The sequence below is a fragment of the Actinoplanes sp. NPDC049598 genome (assembly GCF_040675435.1).
In the GTDB taxonomy this organism is placed as follows: domain Bacteria; phylum Actinomycetota; class Actinomycetes; order Mycobacteriales; family Micromonosporaceae; genus Actinoplanes.
Genome location: NZ_JBFAOX010000007.1, coordinates 284,619 through 308,443, shown reverse-complemented (window position 1 = coordinate 308,443; position 23,825 = coordinate 284,619). Strand labels below are relative to the sequence as shown.

Annotated in this window: 22 protein-coding genes and 3 pseudogenes; 13 read left to right on the top strand and 12 right to left on the bottom strand. The window is 72.2% G+C overall.

All coding sequences use genetic code 11. From position 1 onward, the window contains the following. Nucleotide 1: 1 nt before the first annotated feature. The gene (locus AB0J66_RS18980; RefSeq protein WP_364661921.1) at nucleotides 2-1,513 is read right to left on the bottom strand and encodes a hypothetical protein; all 1,512 of its coding nucleotides are present in this window, start codon (nucleotides 1,511-1,513) and stop codon (nucleotides 2-4) included. Next, the gene (locus AB0J66_RS18975; protein WP_364661918.1) at nucleotides 1,510-2,226 is read right to left on the bottom strand and encodes an ATP-binding cassette domain-containing protein; all 717 of its coding nucleotides are present in this window, start codon (nucleotides 2,224-2,226) and stop codon (nucleotides 1,510-1,512) included. The genes AB0J66_RS18980 and AB0J66_RS18975 overlap by 4 nt, the downstream gene beginning before the upstream one ends. Before the next feature lie 86 nt (nucleotides 2,227-2,312). On the opposite strand from AB0J66_RS18975, the gene AB0J66_RS18970 reads away from it, so the two are divergent. The 4 genes and pseudogenes from AB0J66_RS18970 to AB0J66_RS18955 all read left to right on the top strand — a co-directional run bounded on the left by AB0J66_RS18970 (nucleotide 2,313) and on the right by AB0J66_RS18955 (nucleotide 4,992). Then, on the top strand, nucleotides 2,313-3,341 hold the full coding sequence (locus AB0J66_RS18970; RefSeq protein WP_364661915.1) for an ATP-binding protein: 1,029 nt from the start codon (nucleotides 2,313-2,315) through the stop codon (nucleotides 3,339-3,341). After that, complete coding sequence (locus tag AB0J66_RS18965; RefSeq protein ID WP_364661912.1) at nucleotides 3,338-3,994, top strand: response regulator transcription factor; 657 nt, start codon at nucleotides 3,338-3,340, stop codon at nucleotides 3,992-3,994. The genes AB0J66_RS18970 and AB0J66_RS18965 overlap by 4 nt, the downstream gene beginning before the upstream one ends. A gap of 41 nt (nucleotides 3,995-4,035) precedes the next feature. Then, nucleotides 4,036-4,290 (top strand): annotated as a pseudogene (locus AB0J66_RS18960) (alcohol dehydrogenase catalytic domain-containing protein); the annotation flags it as partial. 144 nt (nucleotides 4,291-4,434) lie between these two features. Continuing rightward, the gene (locus AB0J66_RS18955; RefSeq protein ID WP_364661909.1) at nucleotides 4,435-4,992 is read left to right on the top strand and encodes an AAA family ATPase; all 558 of its coding nucleotides are present in this window, start codon (nucleotides 4,435-4,437) and stop codon (nucleotides 4,990-4,992) included. On the opposite strand, the gene AB0J66_RS18950 is transcribed toward AB0J66_RS18955, so the two are convergent. Continuing rightward, nucleotides 4,955-5,830 carry a sugar phosphate isomerase/epimerase gene (locus tag AB0J66_RS18950; RefSeq protein ID WP_364661906.1) on the bottom strand — a complete coding sequence of 292 codons (876 nt, stop codon included), beginning with the start codon at nucleotides 5,828-5,830 and terminating at the stop codon, nucleotides 4,955-4,957. The two genes, AB0J66_RS18955 and AB0J66_RS18950, sit on opposite strands and share 38 nt — an antisense overlap. Before the next feature lie 65 nt (nucleotides 5,831-5,895). Continuing rightward, nucleotides 5,896-6,519: a PhoU domain-containing protein gene (locus AB0J66_RS18945; RefSeq protein WP_364661904.1), complete on the bottom strand. Its 624-nt coding sequence runs from the start codon at nucleotides 6,517-6,519 to the stop codon at nucleotides 5,896-5,898. Between the two features lie 142 nt (nucleotides 6,520-6,661). Between AB0J66_RS18945 and AB0J66_RS18940 the strand changes: the two genes are divergently transcribed. Then, nucleotides 6,662-7,999, top strand: coding sequence for an SGNH/GDSL hydrolase family protein (locus tag AB0J66_RS18940; protein WP_364661901.1), 1,338 nt, complete (start codon nucleotides 6,662-6,664; stop codon nucleotides 7,997-7,999). On the opposite strand, the gene AB0J66_RS18935 is transcribed toward AB0J66_RS18940, so the two are convergent. Next, nucleotides 7,984-9,366 (bottom strand): FAD-dependent oxidoreductase, encoded by a 1,383-nt coding sequence (locus AB0J66_RS18935; RefSeq protein WP_364661898.1) that lies wholly within the window; start codon nucleotides 9,364-9,366, stop codon nucleotides 7,984-7,986. The genes AB0J66_RS18940 and AB0J66_RS18935 overlap by 16 nt on opposite strands. A gap of 70 nt (nucleotides 9,367-9,436) precedes the next feature. Between AB0J66_RS18935 and AB0J66_RS18930 the strand changes: the two genes are divergently transcribed. Next, entirely contained in the window at nucleotides 9,437-10,339 is a 903-nt protein-coding gene (locus tag AB0J66_RS18930; RefSeq protein ID WP_364661896.1) for an AraC family transcriptional regulator, read from the top strand. 3 nt (nucleotides 10,340-10,342) lie between these two features. Here the strand turns inward: AB0J66_RS18930 and AB0J66_RS18925 are convergent, their stop codons facing one another. Next, the gene (locus AB0J66_RS18925; RefSeq protein ID WP_364661893.1) at nucleotides 10,343-10,645 is read right to left on the bottom strand and encodes a LysR family transcriptional regulator; all 303 of its coding nucleotides are present in this window, start codon (nucleotides 10,643-10,645) and stop codon (nucleotides 10,343-10,345) included. Between the two features lie 94 nt (nucleotides 10,646-10,739). Here AB0J66_RS18925 and AB0J66_RS18920 point away from each other — a divergent pair, with 94 nt between their 5' ends. Then, on the top strand, nucleotides 10,740-11,420 hold the full coding sequence (locus tag AB0J66_RS18920) for a type 1 glutamine amidotransferase domain-containing protein (protein ID WP_364661890.1): 681 nt from the start codon (nucleotides 10,740-10,742) through the stop codon (nucleotides 11,418-11,420). Here the strand turns inward: AB0J66_RS18920 and AB0J66_RS18915 are convergent. Both AB0J66_RS18915 and AB0J66_RS18910 read right to left on the bottom strand, forming a co-directional pair. Then, complete coding sequence (locus AB0J66_RS18915) at nucleotides 11,408-14,167, bottom strand: glycosyl hydrolase (protein WP_364661887.1); 2,760 nt, start codon at nucleotides 14,165-14,167, stop codon at nucleotides 11,408-11,410. The genes AB0J66_RS18920 and AB0J66_RS18915 overlap by 13 nt on opposite strands. 77 nt (nucleotides 14,168-14,244) lie before the next feature. After that, the gene (locus tag AB0J66_RS18910; protein ID WP_364661885.1) at nucleotides 14,245-14,403 is read right to left on the bottom strand and encodes a hypothetical protein; all 159 of its coding nucleotides are present in this window, start codon (nucleotides 14,401-14,403) and stop codon (nucleotides 14,245-14,247) included. A gap of 211 nt (nucleotides 14,404-14,614) precedes the next feature. Here AB0J66_RS18910 and AB0J66_RS18905 point away from each other — a divergent pair, with 211 nt between their 5' ends. Next, complete coding sequence (locus AB0J66_RS18905; RefSeq protein WP_364661882.1) at nucleotides 14,615-15,793, top strand: PP2C family protein-serine/threonine phosphatase; 1,179 nt, start codon at nucleotides 14,615-14,617, stop codon at nucleotides 15,791-15,793. 226 nt (nucleotides 15,794-16,019) lie between these two features. Here the strand turns inward: AB0J66_RS18905 and AB0J66_RS18900 are convergent. Then, nucleotides 16,020-17,175 (bottom strand): annotated as a pseudogene (locus tag AB0J66_RS18900) (hemolysin family protein). A gap of 127 nt (nucleotides 17,176-17,302) precedes the next feature. Between AB0J66_RS18900 and AB0J66_RS18895 the strand changes: the two are divergent. Further along, nucleotides 17,303-17,566 (top strand): GlsB/YeaQ/YmgE family stress response membrane protein, encoded by a 264-nt coding sequence (locus AB0J66_RS18895; protein ID WP_364661880.1) that lies wholly within the window; start codon nucleotides 17,303-17,305, stop codon nucleotides 17,564-17,566. A gap of 1 nt (nucleotide 17,567) precedes the next feature. Here the strand turns inward: AB0J66_RS18895 and AB0J66_RS18890 are convergent, their stop codons facing one another. Together AB0J66_RS18890 and AB0J66_RS18885 are read right to left on the bottom strand one after the other, a co-directional pair. Next, nucleotides 17,568-18,701, bottom strand: a complete 1,134-nt coding sequence (locus AB0J66_RS18890) for a HAMP domain-containing sensor histidine kinase (protein WP_364661877.1) — start codon at nucleotides 18,699-18,701, stop codon at nucleotides 17,568-17,570. A 64-nt stretch (nucleotides 18,702-18,765) separates the two neighbouring features. Beyond that, nucleotides 18,766-19,365, bottom strand: a pseudogene (locus tag AB0J66_RS18885) (response regulator transcription factor); the annotation flags it as partial. A gap of 143 nt (nucleotides 19,366-19,508) precedes the next feature. Here AB0J66_RS18885 and AB0J66_RS18880 point away from each other — a divergent pair. The 4 genes from AB0J66_RS18880 to AB0J66_RS18865 all read left to right on the top strand — a co-directional run bounded on the left by AB0J66_RS18880 (nucleotide 19,509) and on the right by AB0J66_RS18865 (nucleotide 23,353). Continuing rightward, the gene (locus AB0J66_RS18880) at nucleotides 19,509-20,846 is read left to right on the top strand and encodes a potassium transporter TrkG (RefSeq protein WP_364661874.1); all 1,338 of its coding nucleotides are present in this window, start codon (nucleotides 19,509-19,511) and stop codon (nucleotides 20,844-20,846) included. Beyond that, on the top strand, nucleotides 20,839-21,510 hold the full coding sequence (locus tag AB0J66_RS18875; RefSeq protein ID WP_364661871.1) for a TrkA family potassium uptake protein: 672 nt from the start codon (nucleotides 20,839-20,841) through the stop codon (nucleotides 21,508-21,510). Before AB0J66_RS18880 ends, AB0J66_RS18875 begins: the two co-directional genes overlap by 8 nt. A gap of 80 nt (nucleotides 21,511-21,590) precedes the next feature. After that, complete coding sequence (locus AB0J66_RS18870; protein ID WP_364661868.1) at nucleotides 21,591-22,538, top strand: anti-sigma factor RsbA family regulatory protein; 948 nt, start codon at nucleotides 21,591-21,593, stop codon at nucleotides 22,536-22,538. Continuing rightward, a complete protein-coding gene (locus AB0J66_RS18865) occupies nucleotides 22,535-23,353 on the top strand; it encodes an MEDS domain-containing protein (RefSeq protein ID WP_364661866.1) in 819 nt (272 codons plus the stop codon). Before AB0J66_RS18870 ends, AB0J66_RS18865 begins: the two co-directional genes overlap by 4 nt. A gap of 158 nt (nucleotides 23,354-23,511) precedes the next feature. On the opposite strand, the gene AB0J66_RS18860 is transcribed toward AB0J66_RS18865, so the two are convergent. Beyond that, nucleotides 23,512-23,748, bottom strand: a complete 237-nt coding sequence (locus AB0J66_RS18860; RefSeq protein ID WP_364661863.1) for a hypothetical protein — start codon at nucleotides 23,746-23,748, stop codon at nucleotides 23,512-23,514. Nucleotides 23,749-23,825 lie beyond the last annotated feature (77 nt).

Sequence of the window (23,825 nt, the reverse complement as noted above, 5' to 3'; positions counted from 1 at the left end):
CTCATGACGGGCTCCGATGCAGGCGCCAGGTGGCAGCGGCGACGGCGGCCAGGGCGTACAGGGCGAGGACGGCCAGGCCGGCCCACGGTGACAGCGGGTAGTAGCCGTCCAGCACCGTTTGCGGGCGGGAGGCCTGCGGGTAGAACGGGATGCTCTGCTGGATCGCGAACGCCGCGGCCGGGGTCACGCGCAGCAGCCATTCGCCCGCGGCCGGCGGAAGCACGGAGGTCAGGGCCAGGATCGGGGGCGCCAGCATGAGGGTGGTCACCGCGACGATCGCGGGCACGGCTCGTCTGAGGAGGGAGCCCAGGCCGTACGCGAGGACAGCCGTCAACGAGAGCAGCACGGCCGTGCCGCCGGCCACGCGCAGGGTCGTCGGCCACGGGGCGGCGAGAACGACCACGGCCTTGGCGTGCAGCATCCCCAGGGTCACCGGCATGGTCACCGCGACCGCTACGACGCCGGCCACCAGCGCCACCGCCCCGATCACAGCCGCCTTGGCCGCTGACACATGCACCCGGCGGGGCACCGCGGCGAGCGTCGTGCGGATCATCCCGTGGCGGAACTCGGCCGTTCCGAACAGAACCGCCACCACGATCAGCGGCAGCAGCGCCGCGAAGACGCCCGTCAGAGTCCGCTCCACCGGCATCCCGCCCTCGCTGTCCAGCCCGATGTCACCGGCGCCGGCCACGGTGATCACGCCCCCGGCCTCCGTGTGCCCCGGCGGGTGGGTCTGCTCCCAGGTGGTGCGGTAGTCGTCGTATCCCACCAGCGCGTCGACCCAGCCGGCACCCGCCGCCGGCTGGTTTGCGGGGGTGGCAGGGGTCACGTGGGTGAATTGGGCGGTGGCCTGGGTCCAGCGGGCGGCGACGGAGTGGCCGCCCTGGGGGCGTTCCTCGACGGTCAGGCCACTCGGGGAGGCGACGAAAAGGCCGAACTCGACAGACTGGGGCAGGTCGTTCAGGCGTACGGCATCAAGCTTTTGCCAGGTGGCGCCGTCGGCCGAGGTGTGACCGGTGATCTCGTCGCCGGTGCGGGTGAGGCGGAGCCAGGACGTGCGGACGGGTGGGCCGGCCTTGTCGTGGGTGAAGCCGGACTGCATGCGCACGCCGTGGTGGCCCGTGAGCATGATGGCGGCGTAGTCGGCGCCGGGGCGGGTGCCGTCCTTGATCATCAGGCCGGCCTTGGCCCAGGGGACCACGCCGCGGACGATCTCGTCGTGGTGGGGTGGCGGGTAGGTGATGGTGCCGTCGAGGTTGCCCACCTGGGCGGTGATGGAGCCGTCGCCGGTGAGCGTCTGGTGCACGAACGTGAACCTGTCCTGCACGGATCGGCCGGACGAGTCGGTCGGTGGGGCCGGGCAGTCGACTTCGCGGGTGCCGTCCATGCACGACATGGTCACGCCGGACGCGAACAGGCAGCCCAGCGCCAGCATGAGCAGACCGGCGGCCGCGGTGCCGGCGATCCAGGCCCGTACGGTGCGGAACTTCAGCCATTCGGCGCGCAGGATCATCGGATGCCCCCGACGCCGGCGGTGAGCTCGAGATACGCGGCCTCGAGCGAGGAGTACCGGCCGATCAGGTCGCCCACGCCGGCGTCGGCGATCACCCGGCCGTGTCCGGCCACGACCACGTGCCCGGCGATGTCCTGCAGTTCGCTCATCAAATGACTGGAGACAAGCACCGAACGTCCCTCCGCGGCCAGATCACGCAGCAGATCGCGCATCCAGACGATCCCGGCGGGGTCGAGGCCGTTGAACGGCTCGTCGAGCAGCAGCACCGGCGGATCGCCGAGCAACGCGGCGGCCACCCCGAGGCGCTGCCGCATGCCGAGCGAATAGCCGCGGGCCGCACGTCGGCCGGCGGCGGCGAGGCCGGTCAACTCCAGCACTTCGTCGGCGCGGTGGGCGGGCAGGTCCTGGGAGGCGGCCAGCCACAGCAGGTGGTTGCGGCCGCTGCGCGAGGGATGCAGCGCGTGCGGGTCGAGCAGCGCCCCGCAGTGCCGCATCGGATGGTTGAGTTCGGCGTAGCGCCGGCCACCGATCGTTGCCGTCCCGGCGTCCGGCCGGTCCAGGCCGGCGATGGCGCGCAGCGTCGTCGACTTGCCGGCCCCGTTCGGGCCGACGAAGCCGGTCACGTGCCCCGGGCGTACGACGAAGGTCATCCCGTCCAGCGCGACCGACGGCCCGAACCGCTTGCGTAACCCGTTGACTTCAATGGTCGTCATGCGAGGTTTTCTACGGACGAGCCCCTAACCCGGCCGCGACGAAGGCTGTCATTTCTCTGTTAGGGGTGGGCGGGCATGCTGGGCGGATGGGAGTTCGGCTGCGGTTCACGCTGCTGTACGGCGTGCTGTTCGTGATTTCCGGGGCGGGGCTGCTGGCGATCACGGCGGCGTTCAGTGTGCGGTCGACCCGGCCGGCCGGGGATCCGCTGGGGCCGGGGGTGGCTGCGCAACTCGAGATCGCCGCCGAGGCTCAGAACCGGCGGTTGCTGCTCGGGGCGGTCATGGCCATGGCCGTCATGGTGGTGCTGGCGCTGCTGTTGGGGCGGGCGGCGGCGGGTACGGTGCTGCGGCCGCTGCGGACGATCACGGCGGCCACCCGGCGGATCACCGCTGACAATCTGCATTCGCGGCTGGCCGTCGAGGGGCCGGCGGATGAGGTCAAGGCGCTGGCCGACACCATCGACGAGCTGCTGGGGCGGCTGGAGGAGTCGTTCGCGGCGCAGCGCAGGTTTGTGGCGGACGCGTCGCACGAGCTGCGGACGCCGCTGGCCACGATGCGGGCGGCGATCGACGTGGCGGAGGCCAAGCCGGGCGCGCCGGTCGAGGTGAGCCGGCTCGCCGGACGGGTGCGGGCCGAGCTCGATCAGCTGGAACGGCTGCTGGAGGGGTTGCTCGTGCTGGCCCGGGCGCAGCACGGTGCGCTCGACGGGCGTACGCCGCTGTCCATGATGTCGCTGATCCCGGCGGGGACCCCGGTGGTGGGGAACGACTTCGTGACCATGGGCAATCCGGTCCTGCTGGCCCGGATGGTGTCCAACGTGGTCGACAACGCGATCCGGCACAACGAGCCCGGCGGCCGGCGGCAGGTGACGCTCTCCCCCGGCCTGCTGGTGGTCGAGAACGACGGCCCGGTGCTCGACCCCGGCGAGGTGGCGACGTTGGCGCGCCCGTTCCGCCGGATGGGCACTGCGCGCACCACAGCGGACGGCACGGGGCTTGGATTGGCGATTGCCTCGGCGATCGCCTCGGCTCACGGTGGGGCGCTCGTGCCGCGGGCACGGCCGGAAGGCGGGTTGCGCGTGGAGATCCGACTCCCGGTGGAGGGGGGCCGATGAGGGTTCTGGTGGTCGAGGACGCGCCGGCGCTGGCCGAAGTGGTGGCGGAAGGGCTTCGGGATCAGGGTATGGCGGTCGATGTGGCGCTGGACGGGCTCGGGGCGGCGGCGAAGGTGGACGTCAACGCGTACGACGTCGTTGTCCTTGACCGGGATCTGCCGGGGCTGAGCGGGGACACGCTGTGTCAGATGATCACGAGCCGGGGTGAGCGGGCGATGGTGCTCATGCTGACGGCGGCCGGGTCGGCTGATGACCGGGTGCGGGGGCTGACCCTGGGGGCGGACGACTACCTGGCCAAGCCGTTCCACTTTCCGGAGTTGGTGTTGCGGGTGCAGTCGCTCGCGCGGCGCCGGCCGGTCGCGCAGCCGCGGACGCTGGTGGTGGGCGGGCTGGAGCTTGATCCGATCACGCGGGTGGCTCGCCGGTCCGGCGTACGTCTCGGTCTGTCGGTCAAGGAGTTCGCCGTGCTCGAGGCGCTCATGCGGGCGGCGCCGGGCTATCTGAGCAGCGAGGCGCTGCTGGAGCAGGTGTGGGACGAGAACGCCGACCCGTTCACCAACACGGTCACGGTGACCGTGGGCCGGCTGCGGCGCAAGCTGGGCGACCCGCCGGCCATCGTCACCCTGCCCGGAGTCGGCTACCGCGTCGCATAATGCGACAGGCGGCGGGCGCCGGCGCTTCTGGCGTCGAGCGCATGAAGGCACTCGTCTATCACGGCCCCGGGCGCAAGGCCTGGGAGGACGTCCCCGACGCGACCGTCCAGGAGCCGACCGACGTGGTCGTCCGGGTCGACACGACCACGATCTGCGGCACCGACCTGCACATTCTGCACGGCGACGTGGCCGCCGTGACCGACGGCCGGATCCTCGGCCACGAGGCCGTGGGCACGGTCACCGCGGTCGGCGAGGCGGTCAAGGACTTCCGGGCCGGCGACCGGGTGCTGGTGCCGGCGGGCGGATCCCGGCCGAGAAGATGGGCACGCATTCCTTCACGTTCGCTGAGATCGACGAGGCGTACAGCGTCTTCGGCAACGCGGCCGCCCACAGCGCCCTGAAAGTCATCATCACGCCGGCGTGATCGATATGGTCACCGGATGGCGCGATTCGTCCATCTGAACGGGCCGCCGGGCATCGGCAAGTCCACGCTGTCGGCGCTGCTGGCCGACCGGGTGCCCGGCACGCTCAACCTCGACGCCGACAAGGTGCACCAGCTTGTCGGCGGTTGGCGCGACGAGACCGTCGACACGTGGCCGATCGCCTGGTCCGTGGTTCGGGCGATGGCCGCGACCCACTTGGACGGCGGGCGTGACGTCGTCATGCCGCAATACCTGGCCCGGACTGAGCGAATCGACACCTTCGAGCAACTCGCTCACGAGCACGGGGCGAGCTTCCGCGAGGTCGTGCTGCTGGACGAACGCGCACCGGCGATCGAGCGTTTTCACCGCCGCGCACGCGACAGCGACGACCCGTGGATCCGGCACCACCACCTCCGGGCCGACCCCGGCGAGATGTACGACAAGTTGACGGCGGCCGTTCGTCTCCGGCCGGCCGCCGTGGTGGTTCCCAGCCGGGCCCGGGCGGTGCGCGAGACGTACGACGCCCTGGTCGTCGCGCTCAGTCGGCCAGCAGGTGACGGACGTGGTCGGCGCTGATCCGTACGTCGGTGATCGGCCCTTCGCCCCTGGGCTCCTCGGTGAGGATGGTGTCCTGTTCGAGGACGTGCCAGCCGGTGTAGCCGCTGCGGTCCAGGTGGCCGAGGATGGCGGCGAAGTCGATGTCGCCCCGGCCGAGCGGGCGGTACATCGCCTGGCGGACCCCGTCGGTGTAGGTGATCCGGCCGGCGCGGACCTTGGCCGCCACGGTGCCGTCGACGTCCTTGAGGTGGGTGTGCGCGATCCGGTCGGGGGCCTGACGGGTCAGCTCGGCCGGGTCGCCGCCGCCGATGTAGAGGTGGCCGGTGTCCAGGCAGAGCGCGATGGCGGAACCGTCGAGGACGCGTTCGACCTCCTTCGGCTTCTCCACCATCGTGCCCACGTGCGGGTGCAGCACGGCCCGGACACCGCGGCCGGCGGCCAGCGCGGCGACCCGGTCCAGATTGGCCAGCAGCAGGCGCCAGCCCTGCTCGTCCAACTCGGGCCGGGCGTCGTAGCCGGCCCGGCCGCTGTCGGCGGACAGGACCAGCGTGCCGGCGCCGGTGGCGGCGTAGCTCTCGAGCAGGCGGGCGACCGCCGGCAGCGGGTCGTGACCGGGCACGTGCAGCACGGTCGGGGTGAAGCCGCCGACCGCGGTCAGGTGGTGCTCGCCCAGCACGGCGGCCAGGGCGGCCGGATCCGCGGGCAGGAAGCCGTCGGGGCCGAACTCGGTGGCGGCCAGTCCGACCTCACGCATCTGGGCCAGCACCCGCGCCGGGCTCAACTGGTAGCCCCAGCCGGGGACCTCGCACACGCCCCACGAAATGGGAGCGCCGGCAATACGGTTCGCTGCGGTCATGCGCATGCCTGCAGCTTTCCCGTTCGCTTCAGCCCGCGGACGGTCCGGAATCCATCAAAAAGCCCTCAGGTGGAGAGGGCCACCACCTGGAGGCCCACGTTGACGGCGCGGTCGGCGTAACGCTCGTAATAACGGCCCAGCAGCGCGCCGTCGACGGCCGCCTCGACGCCCAGGGGCCACTCGGGGCTGAGCATCGCGGTGAACAGGCGGCGGTGCAGCTGGTCCATCGCGTCGTCGTCGCGGTCGAGCTGGGCCGCCAGCTCGGCGTCGCGGCCGGCCAGGGCCGAGACGATTTTGCCGCTTAGCTCGTCGGCCACCGTGTTCATGGCGCGGAAGAGCTCGGCCAGCTCCGGCGCGACGGCGGGGGTCGGGTTGCGGCGCAGGGTGGCCCGGGCCACATGCACGGCCAGCTCACCCATCCGCTCGAGGTCGCCCGCCACCTGGATGGCGCCGATGACCATGCGCGGGTCGGCCGCGGCCGGGGGCGCCACCAGCTCGTACGCCCGGTCCTCGGCCACCCGGTGCAGCACGTCGATCTCCACCCCACGGTCGACCGCCTGCTGGGCCAGGATCGGGTCGGCCGCGAGCAGCGCCGCCCCGGCCTGCCGCATCGTCTCCCGCACGGCCCGGGCCATGGTGACCAGGACCCCGCTGACCCGGGCGAACTCGTCGTGAAGATCCTCGCGCACAGCTCGCTCCCCGGCCGGATGACGTTTCCGGCGATGCTACGGCCTACCCCCGGGCTATCGCAGGTCCGGCCACGCTGCTTCTTCGCCGGGCCGAGTGTTATAACGATGGATGTCGATGCACACCCCTAGCTGAGGGAGTGACATGCGGATATCAACCATCAGCCGGACCGCCGTCGCCGCCGTGGCGGTCGTCCTGGTCACGCCGGTCGTCGCGGTCGCGCAGGAACCGGCGGGCCGCGCCTGGGGCAGCGGATGGACGGCCTCGGCGCAGGGCGCCTACCCCGACGGGTACGCGGTGGGGCAGCCCGACCTGAGCACGGTCCTGCCCGGCAACCAGGCCAGCGATCAGACCCTGCGCATGATCGTGCCGCCGTCGGCCGAGGGTACGCGGTGGCGCGTACGGCTGACCAACGAGTTCGGCACCAGGCCGGTGACCTTCCGGAGCGCGTCGGCCGGTCTGCAGTCGAACGGGGCCAACCTCGCGCCCGGCACCAACCGGCCGCTGACCTTCGCCGGCAAGCGTTCCGTCACCGTGCCGGCCGGCCGGACGGTGCTCAGCGACGCGGTGCCGGTGCGGGTCACCGACGCCCAGTCGCAGCGGCTCGCCGTGAGCGTGCACGTGGCCGGCGCGAGCGGCCCGATGACGTGGCACGCGGCCTCGTTCACCACGTCCTACCTGACCGACCCGAACGCCGGCGACCACACCGCGGACACGGCCGACGCGGCGTTCCCGAACTCGACCACGTCGTGGTTCTTCCTCTCCGAGCTGCTCGTCCAGCGGCACGACCCGGCCACCGTGGTGGCCTTCGGCGACTCCATCACCGACGGCTTCTTCTCCACCATCAACGGCCGCGACCGCTGGCCCGACGTCCTGCAGCGCCGCCTCGACGCGTCCGGCAGCGACCTCACGGTGGTCACCGAGGCCATCGGCGGCAACATGGTCACCCGGATCGGCCGTACGCCCGGTGGTTGCACCCCCTGCGACGGCCCGCCCGCGATCGACCGGCTGGACCGCGACGTGCTTCAGCGCCCGGGCGTACGTGTCGTCATCCTCCTCGAAGGCATCAACGACCTCGGCGGCGGCAACGCCACCGCCGCGCAGGTGATCGACGGCTACCGCGAGATCATCCGCCGCGTCCACGCCCGCGGCATCAAGATCATCGGCGCTACCCTGACCCCGTCCGCGGGCACCGAGTTCGGGCTCTACGGCACCCCCGAGACCGATGCCAAGCGTCGCGCGATCAACGACTTCATCCGCACCAGCGGCCAGTTCGACGGCGTGGCCGACTTCTCCGCCGTCACCGAGGACCCGGCCCGCCCCGGCCACCTGCGCCCGGCCTTCGACACCAACAGCAGCGTCGGCGGCCCCGGCGACCACCTCCACCCCAACCGAGCCGGCTTCCTGGCCATGGCCGGCGCCATCGACCTGCCCCAGCTGAAGCGCCTCGCCTCGGGCCGGGCCCTTCAGCCCGCCGCCTGAGCGGCGGCCAGGACTTCGTTGAAGGCCTCGGTGGAGCTGGGGTGGGTCCAGACGGCGTCGCGCAGACCGGCGGCCGGGACACCGGCCCGCATGGCCAGCGCGACCGTGTTGATCAGCTCCTGGGCGTCGACGCTGAGCAGCGCGGCGCCCAGGATCTGGTCGGTCTCGGCGTCGATGACGAACTTCATCACGCCGCGGACGTCGTCGAGGATGCGGGCCCGGGGCATGGCCGCGATGGCGGCCACCGGCTTGGCCGCCACCCGCACGGCGCGACCCTCCGCGCGGGCCCGCGCCTCGGTCAGCCCGACCCGGGCCAGCGGCGGGGTCATGAACAGCGTGTACGGCACGGCCACCCGGTCGGTGGTGGCGCGCCGGCCCTCGCCCAGCAGCTGGTCGGCCACCACCCGGTAGTCGTCGAGCGAGATGTAGGTGAACTGGGGGCCGCCGTTGACGTCGCCGATGGCGAAGATGTGCGGGCGGCTGGTGCGCAGGTGCTCGTCCACCTCGATGGCGCCGGTCATGGTGGTGCGCACGCCGGCCGCCTCGAGCCGCAGGCCGGCGGTGGCGGGCCGGCGGCCGGTGGCGGCCAGGACGGCGTCCGCCTCGACCGTGTGGCTCACGCCGTCCACTTCGTACTCGACGACCGCCCCCGCCTCGGTGTCGGTGACCCGCCGGGCGCGGGCGCCGGTGACGAAGGTGACCCCCTCGTCGCGCAGGATCTGTTCGGCCGCCCCGGCGATGTCGTCGTCCTCGGCCCGCAGGATGCGCGCTGCGCTCTCCAGGACCGTCACCCGGGCGCCGGAGCGGCTCAGCATCGCCGCGAACTCAATGCCCTGATAGCCGCCGCCGAGCACGGTCACGCGGCGGGGCAGGACCGGCGAGGCGATCAGATCCGTCCCGGTGACCAGGTGGCGGCTGTCGCGCAGGCCGGCCACGTCCGGCACCACCGGCTCGGCTCCGGTGTTGATGACGATGGTGTCGGCGGTGATCTCCAGCCGGTCGGCGCCGGCCGTGACCTCGACCCGCTTCTCGTCGAGGAAGGCCGCGGCGCCGGTCACCACGGTCACCGAGTCGAGCGAGTCGAGCATGCGGAAGTTGTTGCCGCGCAGCAGCGAGGTCAGCGACGCCGTCCAGGCCACCGAGTCGGCGTACCAGGCCTCGGCGTCCGCGTCCCCGGGGCGGGCGGCGGCCCGGTGGATCAGCGCCTTGGTCGGCACGCAGCCGATGTTGATGCACGTGCCGCCATACATCTGCGCGGACCGCTCGACCATCACCACCCGCCGCCCCTGGCGGCCCAGCGCCGCCGCGAGCGTCTTGCCGCCCTTACCGAAACCGATGACCAGCAGATCCGCGTGCATGGCGTCCATGGATCTAGACTCGGCCGCAACAGGTGATGCGGCAAGACCGTATTGACTCATATTTCGTCGAGATCGGCTCATGGATTCGCTCAGCGCTCTGATTCGCATGGCCCGCGCGGAGGGCCGGGTGGACGTACGCTGCCTGCTCGCCGGCCGGCACACGCTGGACAACCCGCCCTCGACGGCCGGCAAGGCGCCGTTCCACCTGCTGCTCGACGGCCACTGCACGGTCGAGGCGGGCGACCGCGTGATCGACCTGCGCGCCGGCGACCTGCTCGTGCTGCCCCGCGGCGAGCGGCACCGGGTGCGGGTCAGCGCGGACGGCCCGCCGGCGCCGGCCACCAGGAGCGCGGGCGGCGTGGTGGAGACGCTGCGCAGCGACGGCGTGCCGGCCGTCGACCTGTTCTGCGGCCACTACACGTATCGGCCGGGCGCGGGCGAGCTGCTGTTCGCCGGGCTGCCGGCGGTGGTGCACGCGTCCTTCGGCACCGGGGCCGCCTCGCCGCTGCGCCCGCTGGGCGAACTGATGCGCCACGAGGCCGCCCTCGACGGCCCCGGCTCGGGCGCCCTGCTGGCCGCGTTGTGCGAGGCGCTGCTCACGCTCGCCCTGCGCGGGGACGGTCACGACCGGCCGCACCCGGCGCCGTGGACCGCCGTGCCCGATCCGGGGTTGCGGGCGGTCGTCGAGGCGGTGGTGAGCCGGCCCGGGCAGCCGTGGACGACGGCCGGGCTGGCCCGGGTGGCCGGCGTCTCACGGGCCACCCTGGCCCGGCACTTCGCGGCCGCGACCGGTCTGAGCATCGCCGCCTTCGTCACCCGGACCCGGATGACGATCGCCGCCGACCTGCTGGCCACCACCGAGCTCGGCCTCGACGACGTCGCCGCCCGCGCCGGTTACCGCTCGACCTCCGCCTTCGGCAAGGCGTTCCGCGCCGCCACCGGCGTCACCCCGGCCCGCCTGCGCCGCAGCCGGACCAGATAGGCCCTAGGCCGGCTTCGGCCCGTCGTGGGGGCAGCGGAGGCAGTCGCCCGCGTTACCGGCGGTGGCGCGGACGGTGTCGAGCGCGGCCAGGGCCGAGCGGGCACTGTCGAGGGTGGCGTGGCCGGCCTGGGTGAGAGCGACGTGGTGGGTGGAGCGGTCGAAGAGCTGCTTGCCCAGGTCGCGTTCGAGGTCGCGGATGGTGCGGGAGACGGCGGACTGGGCGATGCGCAGGCGGCCGGCCGCGCCGGAGAAGCTGCCCTCCTCGGCCACGGCCACGAAGGTGCTGAGATGTCGCAGGTCGACCACGGTGGCGTGGGTACTCCCCCGGGTTATCTCCAGACGGCATAACCGTTCGGCCGGCGCCCGCATACGGTCGGTACAGCAACCATTTGGAGGAGCTATGGCATCCGTACTCGTCGTTCTGTCGTCGGCCCGGGTCTGGACCTGGACGGACGGCACGCAGCACCCGACCGGCTTCTGGGCCGAGGAGCTCGTCACCCCGTACCGCATGTTGATCGAAGCCGGCGCCGACGTGACCGTCGCGACCCCCGGGGGCCTGGTGCCGGTGGCCGATGAGAAGAGCATCGACAGTGAGGAGATCCGCCGTCATCTCGACGAGATGGCCGGCGTGCTGGCGAAGCCGGTGCGCCTGGAGGACGTGGAGCCGGCCCGGTACGACGCCGTGCTGATCCCGGGTGGGCACGGGCCCATGCAGGACCTGGCGGTCAATGCCGACATCGCCCGGGTGCTGGCGGCCATGCTGCCCGATCCGGGCAAGACGGTGGCCGCGCTCTGCCACGGGCTGGCCGCCTTCCTGCCGGCCGGGGCGCCCGACGGCGGCTGGCTGTTCCGCGGCCGCCGGATGACCTCGTTCATCGACGACGAGGAGCGTCAGGCCGGGCTCGCCGAGCACGCGCCGTGGCTGTTGGAGACGCGGCTGCGCCAGGCCGGCGCGGTCTTCGAGGGCGGGCCGGCCTGGTCGTCGCACGCCGTCGTCGACGGGAACCTGATCACCGGGCAGAACCCCGCCTCGGCCGAGGCGGTCGGCGAGGCTCTGCTCAAGGCGATTCAGCACGCGTAGACGCGGAACTCCCAGAGCGAATAGCCGTACGGAGTTCCGCGCTCAGTGCCGTAGAGGCGCACGTAGCGGGCGCTGCCGCTGAGCCCGTGCGTGACCTGGCCGCCGGCCCCGGTGCCCGTCACCGTGACGGCCGGCGTCCAGGTCGTGCCGTCGGCCGAGGTCTCGATGCGGTAGGAGCGGCCGTAGGCGCCCTCCCAGGTCAGCTCGGCCCGGGTCAGGGTGCGGGACGAGCCGAGGTCGACCTGCAGCCACTGCGGGTCGGCGAAGGCGGACGACCAGCGGGTGCCGGCGTCGCCGTCGACGGCGTTGGCGGCGGGGAAGCCGGCCGCCTCGGTGGACGACGCGGTGGCCGGTCGCCCCTGGGAGGCGAGGGTGCCGGTGCCGCAGCCCGTCGAGGGCACCCCGCCGGCGTTGCCGCCCGACCAGTTGACCGCGCCACCGGCCACCGTGCGACCGGCGGGCAGGGCCAGCGTCCGCCCGTCGGAGAAGGTCACGGTCATCGCTGCGCTGGTGATGTTCGAGGCCACGTACGTCCGGGCCCCGTTCTTGACGAAGACCTTGGCCAGCGGGTGGTTGGCCGTGACGGTGGTGTCGACCTGGCCGAGGGCGGCCAGGTTGCGGATCCAGTGGAACGTGTGCGCCTTGCTCTCGCCCTCCTCCGGCGTGTACGAGCTGTCGGCGCGGAACCGGGACAGCGCGCCGTCGGGGTCGCCGAGGGCGAGGTACTGCCACAGCATGTCGCGCCAGATCGTCGGCTCGCCGCCGTTGTTGCGGACCAGTTCGGCGTACGTGGAGCGGACGGCGGCCGGATGATCGCCCAGGTACAGCTGGCCACCCGTGATCGGCAGCATGTTGATGCCGACGATCATCTCGTGCTCGCCGGAGAACCACGTCGCGTACGCTCCGCCGGAACCCCACACGATGGCCGAGTAGTTGTGGCCCCAGGACGCCGGGAAGTTCTCGTTGCGCACGTCGAACCAGTACTCGTTGATCGCCGCGGCCTGGGTCGTGTAGATCCAGACGCCGGCGTCCCGGACCGCCGTGTTGCCGGTGGCCTGACCCCACTGGATCAGCGCGTTGGCGAAGTTCTGCCCCTCCGACGACGACTCCTGGTTGTTGCCGGCGCCGAACGAGCCGTGCCCGGACGCCCAGTCGTGGCCCTCGTAGATGTCGAAGTCACGCAGGTACGGGAAGCGGGTGTCGGACCGGTCGTAGTTGTTGGCGTCCCGGATGAGCAGGTCGACCATGCCGCCGTAGCGCCCGCTGGCGGCCCAGGCCGGGTCGAACTTGGCGAGGGTGGCCGCCGCGGCCACGAAGTAGCCGTAGTGGAAGTGGTGGTCGTTGAGTTCCTGGTCGGAACCGTACGAGGCCGGGTAGCCGATCAGCGTGCCCCAGTTGCGGTCGTAGTAGAAGACCCGCGAGGTCTTGCCGGAGGACGCGGTGAACCAGTCGGTCAGGCGCGTCCGGATGACGTTGAGCGCCGAGTCGCGTACGGCTGTGATGTTGAGTTGATCGGCGATCTCGGCGATCCGGGCGGCCCGCCCCAGACCCTTGCCCGTCCAGTACGTGTCGTCGCCGCGGAAGTCGGCCGGGTTGCTCAGTTCGGCGTTGAGAAAGTTCGTGATCGTGGTCAGGTCGGCCCCGGAGGAGTCACCCACCGCGGGGACCTCGGGCAGCACCCCGGTGTACGCCATGGACGTGCTGAACTGGCTGCCGGTCACGATCCGCATGGCGCCGCGCGGGGAGACGTAACTCTGCGCGAGCGGGGCCGACCCGGTCAGGTAGCGCCACTGATGCGGGTAGAGCGCGATGACCGTGCCCGTGCCGGTGCCCTCGCGGGCGGTGGTGGTCAGCGCGTACGTCGTGGTGACCGTGCCGTTGGCCTGGTTGTAGCTGTAGGACAGGCGGCTGCCGGTGACATGGTTGTGCGCGTACGGGGTGAAGCGGTCGGCCAGCGCGAGCTTGTCGGTCGTGCTGGTGGCGCTCGTGGTGGGCAGCACGGCGACCGAGAGGTAGCCCCGGCCGGCGAGGTTGCTGCGGATCGTGGTGCCGCTCAGTGACCAGGTGGCACCGGTCGGCGCCCACGCGACGTAGTCGTGGCCGCCGATCGAGAAGCCGATCCGGTTGCCGCTGTTCGACCACGCGGTCGGCGGCCCGGTGATGGTCAGAACGGCGTCGCCACCGGTCACCTGGTAGTACGACAGGGGCAGGCCGCGCCCGATGGTCGCGCGCAGGGTGCGCCCGCCGCCGGAGAGCAAGGTGCTGACCGTCCAGTCGCTCCAGCCGTCGACCAGGGCCTGGCCGGCGGTGAGCCCGTCCACACCGACGCGCACGTGCTCGGCGTACGGATAGTGGTATTCGCCGGTGCCGGTGGCGGACCCGCTGATCGCGGCGTCGGTCTGGTACGACAGGCCCAGCCCGCCCGCGCTCGGCTGGTAGGCGGCCGGCCCGGCGAACAGCGGCGTGGAGAACTGGCAGTCGACCCGCTTGAACAGCAGCGAGGACCACCAGTCGTTGGTCGGCACCGGGCCGGCCGGGGCGTTGCCGGTCACGTACTGCCGGGGGTTGGTGGAGATCGAGCCGCAGCCGGTGGGCAGGCTGCGCCCGGCCGGCAGGGTTTCGAGGTAACTGCCGGCGCCGACCGGCGCGGCCGACGCGCGACCGCTGCCGGTGAGCACCGCCAGGCCGCCGGCGGTGATCACGGTGAGGGCCGCGACCAGGCCGGCGACGATTCGGGGATGGGTCATGGGAGCCTCCGGACTTGGGGGAAGAGAGCGCTCTCAGAGTCCCGGAAGGCTAACCATTACAGAGGGTTTCGTCAATGTTACGAAGATGAATGCCAGCTGGTCGGAATGCCCGCGAGGGCGAGCAGGCGCCCGTCGGACGACCAGATCGGGCTGTACTCGGACACGTCCGGGGTGCTCGACAGGTTGGTCATCGCCCCGGTGCGCACATCGATCGACCACGGATCACCCAGGGCCACCAAGGCCGGGGAGCGGCCGTTCGAACTCCAGGCCAGCTCGGACGCCCGTCGGGCGAATAGTCGGGATGGGCCCAGAACGCAAGATGGAGGCCGAGGCTGCGGACCTCACCGCCGCGCGCGGACGCTGACGACCCGTAAGGGGGCTCATCCACATGGCCGATGGTGCGCCCACGGGCATCTCGGTGTTGGATGGAGTGCGATGCTCTCGTCGATGGAGGCCGTTCGCCGGCTCATGGATCTGCGCCACCGTGGGCGCGCCGAGGACCTTCCGGCCGTCCTGGCCGAGGCCGCGCCGCTGCTCGACGCCGAGGCGGCGACCGTCCTGCTGGTCGATTACGGGCAGGTCGGGCTGCATCCGCTGCGCGGGACCACGCTCGACCTGGCCACCACGCACACGGTCGAGGGCTCCCCCGCCGGGCGGGCCTTCACCACGGCCGAGCAGCAGTGGCTCGAGACCGACGACGGTGGGCGGCTGTGGCTGCCGCTGCTGCACGGGGCCGAGCGGCTCGGCGTGCTGGAGTTCCGGGTCAAGGCCTATCCCCCGGCCGCCACCCGGCACGACCTCGAGGTGATCGCGGCCCTGGTGGCCGAGCTGATCGCCAGCCGGCGTTTCTACGGCGACGCGGTCGAGCACACCCGGCGCCGGCTGCCCATGCAGCTGCCGGCCGAGATCATCTGGAACCAGCTGCCGCCGCTGACCTTCGCGGTGGACGGGACGATGGTCACGGCCGTGCTCGAGCCCTGCTACGAGGTGGGCGGCGACGCGTTCGACTACGCGGCCAACGGCGACACCCTGCACGTGGCGCTCTTCGACACGGTCGGGCACGGCATCAGCGCCAGCGCGCTGACCACGCTGACGCTGAACACGTACCGCAACGCCCGCCGCTCCGGGCTCTCGCTGAGCGACACGTGCCGCTCGCTCGACAAGTGGATCAACGCGCAGTACCCGGGTTCGTTCGTCACCGCGCTGCTGTCCGAGCTGGACATGGCGACCGGCGCCTACCGGCGGATCAGCGCCGGCCACCCGGCCGAGATCTTCCTGCGCGACGGGCAGACGCTGCCGCCGCTGCCCACCCCGAACACACTGCCGTTGGGGCTGGGCCACATGCTTCGCCGGCCGCCGCGGGTCATCGAGGAGCAGCTGCGCCCGGGCGACGCGCTGGTCTTCTACACCGACGGCATCACCGAGGCCCGCGACGCCTCGGGCGCGCTGTTCGGCGTCGACCGGCTCGGCGAGTTCATGCTCGGTGAGCTGCGCGAGGGCGCCCCGGCGCCGGAGACCATGCGCCGTCTCATTCAGACGATCGTGTCGTACGAAAACGGGGAGCTCCGCGACGACGCGACCGCGGCCATGCTCCAGTGGCGCCGCCACGAGCACAAACCCGCGTAAGGTGGGCGCCCGGATGCCGGCGCCGTGGTCAAACCCTCGTCCAAAAGGATTCGGCGCCGGCATCCGTGCGCTGAGATCAAGTATTCCGCCGCCGCCACCAGCAGCGACAGAGCCACATGTACTGATCCAACCCGCCTGAAATCAGACCTTTCCCGGCGTTCGTCTACGCGAGATGACCGAAAGGCCGGAAACATCCGATTTGTCAGTAACGGACAGGCTCAGATCCCTAAGATGCATCCGGCATCGAGGCTTCGGCCGGCTCCGGGGCGGGCAGGGGGCGCAGGCGGATCTGGGTGATGGCGCGGCCGGCGATCTGGGTGACCTCGGCCGTGTGGCCGTCGACCGGGACGATCTCGCCGGGGGCGGTCGGGATGTGGCCGAGCTGGGCCAGGACCAGGCCGGCGACCGTGGTGTAGTCGTTGTCGGCCAGGCGTTCGGTGTCGACGCCGATGTCGGGCAGGTCGTGGATGGGGAACGTGCCGGGCAGCAGCATCGCGCCGTCGGGCTCGCGGACGACCGACTGGACGTCGCGGTCGGTCTCGTCGTAGATCTCGCCGACGACCTCCTCGACCAGGTCCTCCATCGTCACGATGCCGTCGATGGCCCCGCGCTCGTCGACGACCAGGGCGAGCTGCTGGCGCCGGCCGCGCATCTGCACCATCATGTCGGAGACCTTGAGGCTCTCGGGCAGGAACTGAGCGTCGAACATGTGGTCGCGCACCGGGCCGATGGCGTCGATCAGGTCGCGCAGGTGCACGACGCCGAGCACGTCGTCCAACCCCATCGGGCCGGTCACCGGGGCGCGGGAATGCCCGCCGGCGGCGAGCTCGGCCAGGGCCTCGCGGGCGGGCAGGTCGGCCGGCACGGAGAGCACGTCGCGGCGTGGCACCAGGATCTCGCGCAGCACCCGGTCACTTGCCGAGCAGCCAGACCACCGGCCGTGACAGGGCCGACAGCATGTCGAGCGGGCGGGCCACCATCAGCGCCCACCCCTCGGCCCGCTGCATGGCGATCCGCTTCGGGGCCAGCTCCCCCACGACCAGCGTGAAGAAGGTCAGCACGATGGTGACCAGCACGATGGACACCGGCTCGGCGGCGCTGCCCAGAAACGCCAGCGGCCCGGTCAGCGGCTTGGCCAGCGACACCGCGGCCGAGGCCGAGGCCAGGAAGCCGGCCAGGGTGATGCCGATCTGGATGGTGGCCAGGAACCGGTTGGGGTCACGGGCCAGCTTGGCCAGGGTCGCCCCGGTGCGCGACGACCGCTCGAGGCGCTGCAGCTGGCTGTCGCGCAGCGAGATGAGAGCCATTTCACTGCCGGAGAACGCCGCGTTCAACAAGACCAGAATCACCACGAGGACGATTTGCCAGCCGTAGCCGCCCACGCCGGGCTCACTTCTTCGAAAAAAGGCCGGGTAAGTGCGCCGAAGGATAGCCGGTGAAACTGAAAGATGTTTCGTTTCCGGCGGCGGCGGAAATTGCCGGGTCGTCACCGTAGAACAAGGAGCGCACGTGGAAATCTCCGGAATCATCACCGCCATCGTCATCGGCCTGATCGTCGGCGCCCTGGGCCGGCTCGTGGTCCCCGGTAAGCAGAACATCCCGATCTGGCTGACCATCCTGATCGGCATCGTGGCCGCCATCATCGGCACGTTCCTGGCCGCCGCCATCGGCGTCGACGACACCCGTGGCATCGACTGGATCGAGCTGATCATCCAGGTCGTGCTGGCCGCGATCGGCGTCAGCCTCGTCGCCGGCCTGCGCGGCCGGCGCTGAACTAGGAAGAAGCCAAGGTAACGACCGCGTCGATCCCCGTGGGCTCCGCGGCGTCCAGCCGGACGCCGCCGCCACCGGCCTCGGCCAGCTTCGCCACCAGCGCGAGGCCGAGGCCGGTGCCCCCGCGCGGCGCCCCCGGCGCCCGCCAGAACGGCTCCAGGGCCTTCACCCGCTGGTCGGCCGCCAGGCCGGGACCGGCGTCGACGACATGCAGGACCACCTCGCCGTCCGCCGCCCGGGCCGCGCTCAGCCCGATGCGGCTGGCGTCCGGCGCGGCGTTCAGCGCGTTCGAAATCAGGTTGTCGAGGATCTGCTCGATCGCACCCGGCATCGCCCTCGCCGGCAGCGGCCCCTCGGCCGTGACCTGAATGGTTATCCCCCGCTCGGCGGCCAGCGGCCGCCAGATCGCCGCCCGCTCGGCCACCTCGGCCGCCGCGTCGATCACCTCCGGGCGTTCGTCCCGGCGCTCGATCATCGTGAGGTCGAGCAACGTGTTGACCAGCTGATCGAGCCGCTCGGTCTCCTTGATCGCCGCCTCCAGGCTCTCGGCCCCGGCCGGCGCGACGTCCGGTTCCAGGTTCTCCAGCCGCAGCCGGAGCGCCGCGAGCGGACCTTTGAGCTGGTGGGAGGCGTGGTCGGCGAAGGCCCCGCGGGCGGCCAGCACGCTGTGCAGGCGCTCGGCGGTCCGGTTGAAGGTCTCGGCCAGGCGCCGCAGCTCGGGCGGCCCCGCGACGATCCGTACAGCTGGGGGCCCGTTGTCGTCCGCCAGTTGATCGGCGGCCTCCTCGAGGGCGGTGACCGGCCGCACGATCCACCGGGCCAGGGCCCGGGCGACCGCGGCCCCCACGGCCAGCACCAGCAGGCAGGCCCCGGCGAGCAGGGCCCAGACCCGGTGCACCTGCTCGGTGACCGACGTGGTGGGCACGACCAGGCGCACCGAGCCGGCGGCGTGCAGCGACACCGAGACCGACATCATCCGTACGCCGTCGACCTCGGCGAAGCCGTGCCGGATCCCCTCGGCCGCGGGCGCGCCGCCGAGCTGTGGCTGCGGGCCGTAGACCAGCCGGCCGGCGGCGTCGCGGACCTCGACCCGCCCGTCCCAGCGGCGGGCCACCGCGGCCGCGATCTCGCCCACCTGGTCCCCGTCGTCCTCGCCGAGCTCGGCCCCGACGTAGGCCGCGACGATCTCGGCCTCCCGCTCCGAGCTTGCGGCGCAGGGCCGCGATGTGGAAGTCGAGGGTCTTGCTGCGGGTGTCGGTGGTGGCCCAGATCTGCTCGAGCAGCTTCTGCCGCAGCACCATGGTGCCGGGCCGGGCCGCGAGCATCTCCAGCAGGTCGTACTCCTTCGGGGCGAGGGCGATCGCCTGGCCGGCGACGGTCACTTCCCGGGCCGTACGGTCGATGGCCAGCGGGCCGAGCACCAGGTTGTCCGGTTCGGGACGCTTCGTCGAACGGGACCGGCGGTCGACGGCGCGGATCCGCGCCACCAGCTCGCGCAGGCTGAACGGTTTGGCCAGGTAGTCGTCGGCCCCACCCTCGAGACCGCGGACCAGGTCGGCCTCGGCCCGCCGGGCGGTCAGCATGATGATCGGCACGCCCTGCGACCGGCTTAGGGCCCAGCAGACGTCGACACCGTCGATGTCGGGCAGCCCGAGATCGAGCAGCACCAGATCGGCCGGCGGGGCGGCCAGGGCGGCGGCGCCGGTCGCGACGTGCTCGGCCTCGATGCCGAAACGGGCCAGGCCCTGCACCAGAGGAATCGCGATGGAATCGTCGTCCTCGACCAGTAGAACCCGCATGCCTCATGATTATCACGCCACCGGTCCTGGACGAAAACTTTCCTTTTCCTATAACTGTCCTCGAACTATTCCGGGCATATTCCCGGAAAAGCAGATCAAACCCCGTTCCAGCGCCGGCCGCGGCGGCACGGTATAAATGCCTGATGCGCACGGCCCGTCCGCACCCGGCGCGGACCGTGGCAGTGGCTTTCCTGGCCGCGATCGCCGCCGGGGCCGCGCTCCTCATGCTGCCCGTCGCCCGGGCCGGCGACGGCTCGGCTCCCTTCCTGACCGCGCTGTTCACCTCAACCTCGGCCATCACCACGTCCGGGATGAGCACGGTCGACACCGCCACCTACTGGTCCGGCTTCGGTCACGTGCTGCTCGCCGTGCTGACCCAGACCGGCGGCTTCGGGATCACCACCTTCGCCACCCTGCTCGGCCTGATCGTGTCGCAGCGGCTGGGGCTGCGCGGCCGGATGATGGCCGGCGTCGAGACCAGCACCGGGCTCGCCCACGGCGACTTCCGCCCGGTGCTGATCCTGGCCGCCGTGGTGATGTTCGCGTGCGAGACCGTGATCGCCGGCTTCGTCACCGCCCGGCTGTGGCTGACCTACGACGTGCCGTTCGGCCCGGCCCTGGCCGAGGGGGCGTTCAACGCCGTGCAGGCGTTCAACAACTGCGGCTTCTCACTGCGCAGCGACGGTCTCACCGGCTTCGCGGCCGACTGGTGGATCTGCCTGCCGCTGACCCTCGGCGTCGTCGCCGGTGGCATCGGCGTGCCCGTGATCTACGAGATCGTCCGCCAGCGGCACCGCCCGGCCGCGTGGTCGACGCACACCCGGCTCACCGTGTGGGGCACGCTGGCCCTGCTCGCGATCGGTTTCGCCACCGTGCTGGCCCTCGAGTGGCGCAACCCGGCGACCCTGGGCCCGCTCGGCGTGCCGGGCAAGATCCTGGCCGCGTTCGTGCAGGGGACCATCCCCCGCTCGGGCGGCTTCAACACGGTCGACTACGGGGCCATGCACGAGGACACCTCGGCCGTCGTCACCGTCCTGATGTTCATCGGCGGCGGCAGCGCGAGCACCGCCGGCGGCATCAAGGTGACCACGTTCTTCCTGCTCGCGTACGTCATCTGGACCGAGGTCAAGGGCGAGCGGGACGTGGTCATCGGGCGCCGCCGGATCGCCGAGTCGACGCAGCGCCAGGCCACCTCGGTCGCCCTGCTGGGCGTGGCCACGGTCGCCGCCGGCACCCTGACCCTGCTCGCCGTCACCTCGGCCGTGCCCTTCGACCGGGCGCTGTTCGAGGTCATGTCGGCGTTCAGCACGGCCGGGCTGACCAACGGGCTCACCGCCGAGCTGCCCGGCTCCCGCCAGCTCGTCCTGAGTGTGATGATGTTCGTCGGCCGGATCGGCACGGTCGCCGTCGCGTCCGCCCTGGCCCTCAACACCCGTCATCGGCTGTACCGGTACCCGGAGGAGCGACCCATCGTTGGCTGACAAGACCATCGCCCCGGACGAGAACATCGTCGTGATCGGCCTGGGCCGCTTCGGCGGCCAGGTCGCCGAGTCGCTGCTGCAGCTCGGCCACGAGGTGCTCGGCGTCGACGAGGACGCCGAAATCGTGCAACAGTGGTCGGACCAGCTCACCCACGTGGTGCAGGCCGACTCGACCGACTCCGACGCCCTGCTGCAGGTCGGCGCCAAGGAGTTCACCCGGGCCGTGGTCGGCATCGGCAACAACATCGAGGCCAGCGTGCTGACCGTGCTCACCCTCAGCGAGCTCGGCCTGCGCGACATCTGGGCCAAGGCGGTCTCGGCCAAGCACGGCCGGATCCTGCGCTCGGTCGGCGCCCACCACGTGATCTACCCCGAGGCCACCATGGGCGACCGGGTGGCCCACCTGATCGCCGACCGGATGCTCGACGTGATCGAGTTCGACGACGGCTTCGCCGTGGCCCGGACCAAGGCCCCGCCCGGGTCCGCCGGGCGCACCCTGGCCGATCTCGGGCTCCGTTCGAAATACGGCCTGACGGTGATCGGCGTCAAGACCCCGGGGGCCGACCTGACGTACGCCGTGCCGGAGACCGTGGTGCCCGGCGACGCCGAGCTCGTCGTCGGGGGCAGCGTCGAGCAGGTGCGGCGGTTCACCGCCACCACCTGATCGTGTGACGGCGGTTGCGCCGGCCGCGCGGCATCGGGCAGCGTGGCGTCAATGAAAGCCGCCGACGTGGCGGCAGCCTCATGAGGTCGGGTGCGGCCGCAGGCCACCGGGGCTGCTTCCACGAGACCGCGTTCTACGATTCCGATCAGACTTTCCTCGACGTCGTCGGGCCGTTCCTGGCCGGCGGGCTCGCCGCCGGCGAGCCGGTGGTCTCCGCCTTCGCCGGGCACAACCAGACCCTCGTCCTGGGCGCGTTCGGCCCGCGCAGCGGGATCCGGTTCCTCGACGGCGGGGTGCAGTACGCCCGCCCGGCCTCGGCCATCGACCGCTACCGGCGCGTGCTGCGGGACTACGTGGTGGCCGGCGCCGAACAGATCCGGGTGGCCGGCCAGGTGCCGCACCCCGGCTCGGGGGTCCCTTGGGAGTGGTGGGTGCGCTACGAGGCGGCGCTGAACCGGGTCTTCGGCGGCGTCCCCGTCTGGGGCCTGTGCCCGTACGACCTGCGGCAGGCCCCGAGCCAGGTGCTGGACGACGCCCGCAGCACCCACCCGTATGTGGCCACCGGCGACGAGCACGCGGCCAACCCGGCCTTCGTGGCCCCGGAGGAGTTCCTGGCCGGCCGGCGGTCCCGCTGGCGGGACCCGCTGGAGGCGACGGAGCCGGCGGCCACCTTCCACGACCCGCTGCCGGCCCGGGTGCGGGCCGCCGTGGCCCAGGCCGGCCCGTCGACGACCTTGGGCGAGAACGACATCCGCGGGCTGATCCTGGGCGCGTCGGAGGCGGTCAGCAACGCCATCCGGCACGGCCGGCCGCCCGTCACCGTACGGCTGTGGAGTTCCCTCGACCGGATCCTGGTCACCGTGACCGACACCGGCGACGGGCCTTCCGATCCGTACGCCGGTCTGCAGCCCTCACCCGGCGGCGGACTGGGCCTGTGGCTGGCCTTCCAGTCCTGCGGCTACGTCACCCTCGACCGGGGGCCCGCCGGTTTCACCGTACGGCTTCTCGCGGGCCGGGCCGAGCCATGACCGCCGCCGCCTGCCTCCGGCCCGGGGATCACGTCGGCGCCGCCTTCGACTCGGCCGACGCGTTCACCGAGACCACGATCGCCGTCGCCGAGCGGGCGATCGCCGCCTCGGCCCGGATGCTGATCTTCCCGGGCGGCGCCGGCCGCGACGACCCGGCCGGCTACCGGCGGCTCTGCGACCGCCGCAGCCCCGTCGTGGCCGCCGCCGGCGACCAGATCGGGCTGGGCGACAGCCGGCAGGTCCAGTGGGCGCCCGGCCGTCTCGACCCGGAACACCTGACCCAGGCCTACACGGCCGCGACCCGCCAGGCCGTGGCCGACGGCTTCACCGGCCTGTGGGTCAGCGTCGACATGACCTGGGCCGCCGGCGCCGACCCGGACGCCCTGATCGCCTTCGAGGCCGACTCGTCGGCCCTGTTCACCGCGGGCGAGCTGACCGCCGTCTGCCAGTACGACACCCGCGTCTTCGCCCGCCCGCACGTCACCGCCGCCGGCCAGGCCCACCCGGCCGGTCTGGCCAACCGGTCCCCGCTGCGCCACCGCCTGACCGAGGAGGGCCGCACCATGGCCCTCTCGGGCGAGGTCGATCTGGCCAACACGACCGCCTTCGCGGCTCTGCTGCGCCGTCTCCGGCCCGGTCACACCCTCGACCTGACCGCGACGACGTTCCTCGACCTCCGCGCCCTGGCCGCCATCGCCCGCCGCCAGACCGAGCTCATCGACCTGAAGGTCCGGACCACACCCAGCCAGTGCGGCCTGCTCGACCTGATCCGCGACGCCGGCGGCTCAGCGCCGGCGGGCGGCCGGCTGCAGTGACGGGCTGACCGGATGGCGCCGCACGAACGCGATGGCCAGCTGGATCAGCGTCAGCCCGGCCTCGTCGGCGAGCTGCGAGAGCCGGTCAAGAATGCGGTCAGCATGCGGGTTCGCATGCTGACCGCATTTCCCAGCCGTGATCTTGTGGCTGGCGGGGGTCAGCCGTTGCCGACGCCCCAGCCGGCGGCCCGCCAGATCTGGAGGCCGTCGAGTGGGACCGGGGGCAGGGGCTTCAGCCTGACCACCCTGGGGCGGGGGCAGAGCTCGTCGGACGGGTCGAAGGCGAGGGTCAGCTTGGGCGCGGTGGAGGGCGACGGCTCGCCGGCTTGGGCGGGTGCCGGGGAGAGCGGCAATGCCGCAGCGGCCAGCGCGGCCGCTGCGAGGAACTTGCGCATCGGAACTCCTGGTGGTTGTGGATCGGATGCACTCGACGCTAGGCGCGCCGGGTTGCCCTGCCGCCCGGACCGGAATC

What these genes read in the sequence shown, in the direction of transcription:
- AB0J66_RS18980 (WP_364661921.1), bottom strand. Translation starts at nt 1,513, where the DNA reads ATGATCCTGCGCGCCGAATGGCTGAAGTTCCGCACCGTACGGGCCTGG.
- AB0J66_RS18975 (WP_364661918.1), bottom strand. Translation starts at nt 2,226, where the DNA reads ATGACGACCATTGAAGTCAACGGGTTACGCAAGCGGTTCGGGCCGTCG.
- AB0J66_RS18970 (WP_364661915.1), top strand. Translation starts at nt 2,313, where the DNA reads ATGGGAGTTCGGCTGCGGTTCACGCTGCTGTACGGCGTGCTGTTCGTG.
- AB0J66_RS18965 (WP_364661912.1), top strand. Translation starts at nt 3,338, where the DNA reads ATGAGGGTTCTGGTGGTCGAGGACGCGCCGGCGCTGGCCGAAGTGGTG.
- AB0J66_RS18955 (WP_364661909.1), top strand. Translation starts at nt 4,435, where the DNA reads ATGGCGCGATTCGTCCATCTGAACGGGCCGCCGGGCATCGGCAAGTCC.
- AB0J66_RS18950 (WP_364661906.1), bottom strand. Translation starts at nt 5,830, where the DNA reads ATGACCGCAGCGAACCGTATTGCCGGCGCTCCCATTTCGTGGGGCGTG.
- AB0J66_RS18940 (WP_364661901.1), top strand. Translation starts at nt 6,662, where the DNA reads ATGCGGATATCAACCATCAGCCGGACCGCCGTCGCCGCCGTGGCGGTC.
- AB0J66_RS18935 (WP_364661898.1), bottom strand. Translation starts at nt 9,366, where the DNA reads ATGGACGCCATGCACGCGGATCTGCTGGTCATCGGTTTCGGTAAGGGC.
- AB0J66_RS18930 (WP_364661896.1), top strand. Translation starts at nt 9,437, where the DNA reads ATGGATTCGCTCAGCGCTCTGATTCGCATGGCCCGCGCGGAGGGCCGG.
- AB0J66_RS18920 (WP_364661890.1), top strand. Translation starts at nt 10,740, where the DNA reads ATGGCATCCGTACTCGTCGTTCTGTCGTCGGCCCGGGTCTGGACCTGG.
- AB0J66_RS18915 (WP_364661887.1), bottom strand. Translation starts at nt 14,167, where the DNA reads ATGACCCATCCCCGAATCGTCGCCGGCCTGGTCGCGGCCCTCACCGTG.
- AB0J66_RS18905 (WP_364661882.1), top strand. Translation starts at nt 14,615, where the DNA reads ATGGAGGCCGTTCGCCGGCTCATGGATCTGCGCCACCGTGGGCGCGCC.
- AB0J66_RS18880 (WP_364661874.1), top strand. Translation starts at nt 19,509, where the DNA reads ATGCGCACGGCCCGTCCGCACCCGGCGCGGACCGTGGCAGTGGCTTTC.
- AB0J66_RS18870 (WP_364661868.1), top strand. Translation starts at nt 21,591, where the DNA reads ATGAGGTCGGGTGCGGCCGCAGGCCACCGGGGCTGCTTCCACGAGACC.
- AB0J66_RS18865 (WP_364661866.1), top strand. Translation starts at nt 22,535, where the DNA reads ATGACCGCCGCCGCCTGCCTCCGGCCCGGGGATCACGTCGGCGCCGCC.
- AB0J66_RS18860 (WP_364661863.1), bottom strand. Translation starts at nt 23,748, where the DNA reads ATGCGCAAGTTCCTCGCAGCGGCCGCGCTGGCCGCTGCGGCATTGCCG.